The following is a 6991-nucleotide window of genomic DNA, read 5'->3' as shown; positions in this document are numbered from 1 at the left end:
TCGCCCAGATCGACCGCGCCGTCGACGCTGCGCGTGACCAGCACGACCCCCTCGAGGCCGAACGTCGCCGCGAGGCAGCCGCTGAGGCCAGGCATGCGGACGTCTACCTCGGCGGGGTGTCCACCACCGGGACCGTCGAGGTCTCCGCGACCCTCGATCTCGCCGACGCCGTCGACCTCGAAGCCGCGTTGAGGTCCGGCGCCCAGGCGTTGGCCGACCTCGGCTCCACCGAGACGTTGGACGAGCGCCGCTCCCAGGCGTTGGGTGAGATGGGCCGCCACCAGCTCGCGCTCGACCTCGAGTTCTCCGAGACGACGGGTGGGACGGGACGTGGGGTGACGCTCCACGTCCACCTCGACGCCGCGGCTGCCGCCCGTCCGGGGTTCGTGGACAACACGTGGTCCCCGGTCTTGCTCGAGCAGGTCCGTCAGTGGTGCGAGACCGCGGGTACGAAGGTGACGGTGAGGCCGGTCATCGACCTCAACACCAACCCAGTGACCGAGGCCTACCGCCCGACCGAGGCCATCCGCGAACAAGTGCGCCTGCGCGATGGGACGTGTGTGTTCCCGGGCTGCCACCGCCGCCACGTCGACCTCGACCACATCGTCCCGTTCGACGCAGGCGGCCCGACGAGTGTTGAGAACCTCGCGATGCTGTGCCGGCGGCACCATCGCGCGAAGACCCACGGCCACTGGTCCTACCGGGTCGTCGAACCGGGGCTCTACGAGTGGACCAGCCCCACCGGGATCACCTACCTCGTCGACCGACGACGTCGACGACCCTGAACGCCCCGACGACCCCGCACCCACCAGGCAGCGGGGCCATCGGCACGCCCAGACCGCGACCCACACGGTGATCGAGCCGTCGGGCCGGCTACGGCCCGGCGTGTCGAGATCCCCGCAGCCGACCCACCAGATCCGACCCGGTCAGTGGGCCGAGCGGCTCGGCGAGCACCGTGGGCCGGTCGACGTACCGGCTGCGGAGGTCTCGACGCGGCGGTGACTTCGTCCCCGCGGCTCGACCACCGTGGTGCGGGCCCGGTCGGCGTACCGGCTGCGGGGGTCTCGACGCGGACGGCGCCAGCGCGCCGACCGGCTCGACCGCCGTGGGTCCCGGTCGGCGTACCGGCTGCGGGGGTCTCGAGACGGACGGCGCCAGCGCGCCGACCGGCTCGACGACCGTGGGGCCTGGTCGAGATCCCCGCAGCCGACCCACCCGACCCGGCCTCGTGGTCGTGTCCAGTGGTGGACCGGGTCGTCCGGTCGGTTGACCGGTGCGGTTGCATGGGACCCGACCCCGTACGTCGTCACACCGCCGTCACTCAAGGAGCACGCATGCAGCAGGTCCAGGCCGTCGTCGCCAAGGCCAAGGGAGCCCCCGTCGAGCTGGTCACCATCAACGTGCCGGACCCCGGGCCGGGCGAGGCCGTGGTGAAGGTGCAGGCGTGCGGGGTGTGCCACACCGACCTGCACTACCGCGAGGGCGGGATCAGCGACAGCTACCCGTTCCTGCTGGGCCACGAGGCCTCGGGGATCGTCGAGTCCGTCGGTGCCGAGGTCACGTCCGTCGCACCTGGTGACTTCGTGATCCTCAACTGGCGCGCGGTGTGCGGCGACTGTCGCGCGTGCAACCGGGGCGAGCCGCAGTACTGCTTCGCCACCCACAACGCCACCCAGAAGATGACTCTCGAGGATGGCACCGAGCTGACGCCCGCGCTCGGGATCGGCGCGTTCGCCGAGAAGACCCTGGTGGCGGCCGGGCAGTGCACCAAGGTCGACCCCGAGGCGCGGCCGGCGGCGGTGGGCCTGCTCGGCTGTGGCGTGATGGCCGGCATCGGTGCGGCCATCAACACCGGCCAGGTCACCCGCGGTCGGAGCATCGCGGTCATCGGGTGCGGCGGCGTCGGCGTGGCGGCGATCGCCGGGGCGGCGCTGGCCGGGGCGAGCCCGATCATCGCGGTCGACATCGACAGCAAGAAGCTCGAGACGGCCAAGAAGATGGGCGCCACCCACACCGTCGACTCGTCGGCGAGCGACCCGGTCGAGGAGATCAAGCGCATCTGCGCCGAGACCTACCCCGGTGCCGAGGGTGCCGACGTCGTCGTCGAGGCCGTCGGGCGACCCGAGACGTGGAAGCAGGCGTTCTACGCCCGCGACCTGGCGGGCACCGTGGTCCTGGTCGGTGTCCCCACCCCGGGCATGACGATCCCCGACCTCCCGATGACCGACCTGTTCGGTCGCGGCGGCTCCCTCAAGTCCAGCTGGTACGGCGACTGCCTGCCGTCGCGCGACTTCCCGATGCTCGTCGACCTCTACCGCCAGGGTCGGCTCGACCTCGACGCGTTCGTCACCGAGGAGATCGGCATCAACGACGTCGAGGCGGCGTTCGACCGCATGCACGGCGGCGACGTCCTGCGCAGCGTCGTGATCGTCTGATGGCCGGCACGACGCGGGTCGACCACGCCGTCTCGAGCGGCACCTTCTCGCTCGACGGCGAGACCCACCAGGTCGACAACAACCTGTGGGTCGTGGGTGACGACAGCGAGTGCGTCGTCATCGACGCGCCCCACTCCGTCGACGACATCATGGCGCTGGTGGGGGAGCGCACGGTCAAGGCGATCGTGCTCACCCACGCCCACGACGACCACTCGCGGGTCGCCCCGGCGCTGCGCGAGCGCGTCGTCGCGCCGATCATGCTCCACCCCGACGACAAGCCGCTGTGGGACCTCACCCACGGCGAGGACTACCTCTGGGACCTCGACCTCGCCGACGGCATCACCGTCGAGGTGGGCGGGACGACCCTCCAGGTCATCCACACACCGGGCCACGCGCCCGGCGCCGTGTGCCTGTACGCCGCCGACCTGGGCTGCGTCTTCACCGGCGACACCCTCTTCAACGGGGGCCCGGGTGCGACCGGCCGGTCGTTCAGCGACGCCGACGTCATCAAGGCGTCGATCCGCAGCAAGCTGTTCGACCTCCCCGACGAGACGGTCGTCCACACCGGCCACGGCGACGACACGACCATCGGTGCCGAGCGCGAGGCGCTGGGCCTGGAGGGCTAGACCGAGGCCGGCTCCTTCTCGAGGTCCGGCCCCTTCTCGGGACGCTTCTCGTCGCCGTGGCCGGGCCACCAGGCCCGGTGCCCGATCAGCGCGGTCACGGCCGGCGTGAAGAACATGCTCATCACGAAGGCCGCGACGAAGATGCCGAACGAGATGGCGAAGCCCATCGAGACCAGCAGCGAGTTGCCGCCCAGCATGAGCGACGCGAAGGTGCCGGCGAGGATGACGCCGGCGGCGGCGATCGTCGGGCCGGCGTGGCGCACGGCCTGCGAGGCGGCCTCGCGGGGGTCCTTGCCCTCGCGGACCTCCTCGCGCAGCCGCGCGATCATCAGGATGTTGTAGTCGGTGCCGAGGGCGACGACGAACAGGTAGATGTAGATCGGCAGCAGGAAGATCAGGCCGTCGTCGCCCTTGATGCCCTCGAACACGATGCTCGTCGCGCCGAGGGTCGCGCCGAACCCGAGGCCGACCGAGGCCATCAGGTAGAGCGGGGCCACCAGGCTGCGCAGCAACAGCGCCAGGATCAGGATGATGATGATCGCGGCGACCGGGAAGACGACCGCGTAGTCGCGGTTCATCGCGGCCTGGAAGTCGACGAAGATCGACGTGGTGCCGCCGACGTAGGCCGTCGTGCCGTCGGGTGCCGCGTCGTGGGCCGCGTCGCGCACCGGTCCTCGTACCGCCTCGATCGCCTCGTCGGAGGCCGGGTTGGCGTCGAGCTGGAACGTGATCGCGTAGGCCGACCCGTCCTCGGAGGGCTGGTCGAGGGTGGCCGAGGCGACCCCGTCGGCCTCGCCGACCGCGTCGGCGACCGCCTGGGCGCCGGCCTGATCGACCCCGCCGCCGTCGTCGGAGGTGAGAACGACGTAGCCGGGGTCGCTCGCACCGGCCGAGACGTTGTCGGAGAACTTGTTGGTCGCCACGGTCGACTCGACGTCGTCGGGCAGGCCCGAGCCGCCCAGGTCGAAGGTCGGCGAGAACGTGAAGGCGAACGCCGCGAGGATCGCGAGCACGCCGCCGGAGGCCAGGGCGTAGCGGGCCGGGTGGCGGCCCAGGGACCGGCCCGCGGCGGCGAACCGGGCCGACGTCGGCTCGACCATGTACTTCTTCGACGGCCAGAACAGCGCCCGGCCGAGCAGTGCCACGACGGCCGGCACCAGGGTCAGCGAGGCCAGCAGCGTGACCGCGACCGCGATGGCCAGGGCCGGTCCGATCGCGCGGAAGATGCCGAGCGACGAGAGCACCAGCGCCATGAACGACACGATCACGGCGCCGCCGGCCGAGGCGATCGCCTCGCCGGCACGCTCCAGCGCGTGGGCCACGGCGGGCCGGGTCTCCTCGCCCTCGCGGAGGCGCTCGCGGTAGCGGAACAGGAAGAACAGGATGTAGTCGGTGCCGATGCCGTAGAGGACGACGAGCAGGATGACCTCGACGTCGGCGCTGGCCTGCAGGTCGAAGAGCTTGTTGGCGGTCGCGATCAGGCCGTTGGCCACGACCGACACCAGGCCGACGATGACAATCGGCATCAGCGTGATGATCACGCTGCGGAAGATCAACGCGAGCAGGACGACGATGAGCAGGATGGTCGCCGCGCCGACGATGGCCAACGCGTCGCCGGACGCCTCCTGGCTGTCATAGCTCTGGGCCAGCGGGCCGGTCACGCCGTTCTCGAGGTCGGTCCCCTCGGTCGCCTCGTCGAGCGCCTCGCGCAGGTCGGTGACGGAGTCGAACTCGGAGGGGTCGTAGCCGGTGGCGTCCTCGGCGAGGCCGATGACGGAGAAGGCGATCTGGCCGTTCTCGGAGGGTGCGACGAGCACGTCGGGGTTGCTCGGGTCGAGCGGCTGCACCGCGTCGAGCGCGTCGCCGAGGTCGCTCCCGGCGCCCGCCATGATCTCGTTGGCCTGCGCGATGTCGTCGTCGGTGAGCTTCTCGCCGTCGGTGCGGTCGAAGACGACGATCGCCCCGACCGTGGTGTTGGTGTCGGGGAACGCGTCCGACTGCGCCACCGCCGCCTGGATCGACTCGTACTTGTCCGGCAGGAACTCCGACTGGTCGCTCGTCGTCTCCAGCTGGGGGGCGAGGGCGATCACGAGACCGGCGAACACCACCCAGGCGGCGATGACGTACCAGGGACGACGGGACGCGAGACGACCGAGAGCACTGAACACCGTCGGCACGCTACTGACACCCGGCTGGGCATGACCACCAACTTTGGTCTGACATCCGGTGACGGGACGGGTCAGAGCGGCTGGACGAGCAACGCGGTGCCGTTGCCGTCGACGCGGGTCATCACGATCGTGGCCTCGTTGTCGCCCTCGAGGGCGAGCCGCTTGCGCAGCTGCTCGGGGACGACGTCGACCCCGCGCTTCTTGATGGTCAGACGCCCGACGCCCCGCTCGCGCAGGGCCGCGCGCAGCTGCTTCTCGCGGTAGGGCAGCTCCTCGAGGACGCGGTAGCCGCGGGCGAACGGCGTGCGGAACGAGGAGTCGGAGGTGACGTAGGCGATGTGCTCGTCGACCAGGCCGCCGTCGACGCCGGCGGCGACCGCGGTGACCAGGCCGGCCCGGACCACGGCGCCGTCGGGCTCGTAGAGGAACTCGCCGACCGCCCGCACCCCGACCGACGCGGCCCCGGGGTCGTCCTCGTCGGTGATCGTCGCCAGCCCGCCGTCGCCGATGACGGTCGCCCGGCGGGCGACGGTGGCCAGGCGGCCCGACCACAGCGCCGCCTCCTTGACGTCACCGTGGTCGCTGACCCACTCGGCCTCGACGCCGTCGGGCACGAGCGCGTGGGGGATGCCGGGCGCGACCTTGACGCACGCGTCGCGCGCCAGCAGCGTCTCGACGAAGGTCCACGGCGGCGTCCAGTCCTCGACGCGGAACGTGCGCCCCGCGCCGGTGCGCCGGGCCGGGTCGGCGAAGGCCACGTCGAAGGGCGAGGTGTCGACCCGCGTCGCGTCGGCGACGCTGACCGCACCCGGGAGCCCGAGGGCGGCCAGGTTGGCCTCGGCGACCGCGACCCGGACGGGGTCGAGGTCGATGCCCACGCAGGTGATGCCGGCCTCGGCCGCCGCGACCAGGTCGCCGCCGATGCCGCAGCCGAGGTCGATGTAGGTCCTGGTCCCGAACGCCGTGAGGCGCCCCGCGCGGTGGCGCGCGACCGTCAGCCGGGTGGCCTGCTCGAGGCCGTCGGGCGTGAAGTACATCCGCGCCGCGCTGGGCCCGAGCTTGGGCTCGGCGCGCCGTCGCAGGCCGACCTGGGTGAGGGCCGCCGCGACGTGCTCGGGCGCCGCCTGCCGCCGCAGCGCGGCCTGGACGGCGAGCTCGTCGCCGCCCGCGAGCCCGGTCGCCGTCGCCAGCAGCGTCTGGCCGTCGTCGGTCAGCAGCCACCGGAAGGCGTCGAGGTCCACGCGGCGATCCTCGCAGGCACCGCCCCCGCGACGGTCGTGGCCGGACCCTCCTGGCACTCGAACGGGGGGAGTGCTAGTTTCGGAACTGGCACTCTCGACCCGAGGGTGCCAGCGCTTGCGACGTACGACCCCCGCGACGGCGTACCTCCGCAAGCCGCCCCGAGCCCACAGCAACACGGAAAGTGGAGGTCGACATCGTGTCGGTCAACATCAAGCCTCTCGAGGACCGGATCGTCGTCAAGCCCCTCGAGGCCGAGCAGACCACGGCTTCCGGCCTGGTCATCCCGGACACCGCCAAGGAGAAGCCCCAGGAGGGCGAGGTCGTGGCCGTCGGCCCCGGTCGCTCCAACGAGGACGGCGACGGCCGCATCCCGGTCGACGTGTCGGTCGGCGACAAGGTCATCTACAGCAAGTACGGCGGCACCGAGGTCAAGTACGCCGGCGAGGAGTACCTCATCCTCTCCGCGCGCGACGTCCTCGCCGTCGTCTCCTGATGCATCGGGTCGTGTGCCAGCGGCCGG

The 6991-nt window shown here is 71.8% G+C and carries 6 protein-coding genes; 4 read left to right on the top strand and 2 right to left on the bottom strand.

Annotation, left to right across the window (positions count from 1 at the left end):
* Positions 1–116: 116 nt before the first annotated feature.
* The 3 genes from Q7T52_RS16580 (at position 117) to Q7T52_RS16570 (ending at position 3061) form a co-directional block, all read left to right on the top strand.
* Complete coding sequence (locus Q7T52_RS16580) at positions 117–785, top strand: HNH endonuclease signature motif containing protein (protein WP_304804428.1); 669 nt, start codon at positions 117–119, stop codon at positions 783–785.
* 549 nt (positions 786–1334) lie between these two features.
* A complete protein-coding gene (locus tag Q7T52_RS16575; protein WP_304804426.1) occupies positions 1335–2435 on the top strand; it encodes an S-(hydroxymethyl)mycothiol dehydrogenase in 1101 nt (366 codons plus the stop codon).
* A complete protein-coding gene (locus Q7T52_RS16570; RefSeq protein WP_304804424.1) occupies positions 2435–3061 on the top strand; it encodes an MBL fold metallo-hydrolase in 627 nt (208 codons plus the stop codon). Before Q7T52_RS16575 ends, Q7T52_RS16570 begins: the two co-directional genes overlap by 1 nt.
* On the opposite strand, the gene Q7T52_RS16565 is transcribed toward Q7T52_RS16570, so the two are convergent.
* The gene (locus Q7T52_RS16565; protein WP_304804422.1) at positions 3058–5229 is read right to left on the bottom strand and encodes an MMPL family transporter; all 2172 of its coding nucleotides are present in this window, start codon (positions 5227–5229) and stop codon (positions 3058–3060) included. The two genes, Q7T52_RS16570 and Q7T52_RS16565, sit on opposite strands and share 4 nt — an antisense overlap.
* Before the next feature lie 71 nt (positions 5230–5300).
* Complete coding sequence (locus Q7T52_RS16560) at positions 5301–6470, bottom strand: class I SAM-dependent methyltransferase (RefSeq protein WP_304804420.1); 1170 nt, start codon at positions 6468–6470, stop codon at positions 5301–5303.
* Positions 6471–6667: 197 nt separating this feature from the next.
* On the opposite strand from Q7T52_RS16560, the gene groES reads away from it, so the two are divergent.
* Entirely contained in the window at positions 6668–6964 is a 297-nt protein-coding gene (groES, locus tag Q7T52_RS16555; protein WP_140009667.1) for a co-chaperone GroES, read from the top strand.
* Positions 6965–6991 lie beyond the last annotated feature (27 nt).

Source organism: Nocardioides sp., assembly GCF_030655615.1.
Classification (GTDB): domain Bacteria; phylum Actinomycetota; class Actinomycetes; order Propionibacteriales; family Nocardioidaceae; genus Nocardioides.
The sequence above is the reverse complement of the archived record's forward strand: the minus strand, read 5'-3'. Positions and strand labels throughout refer to the sequence as shown.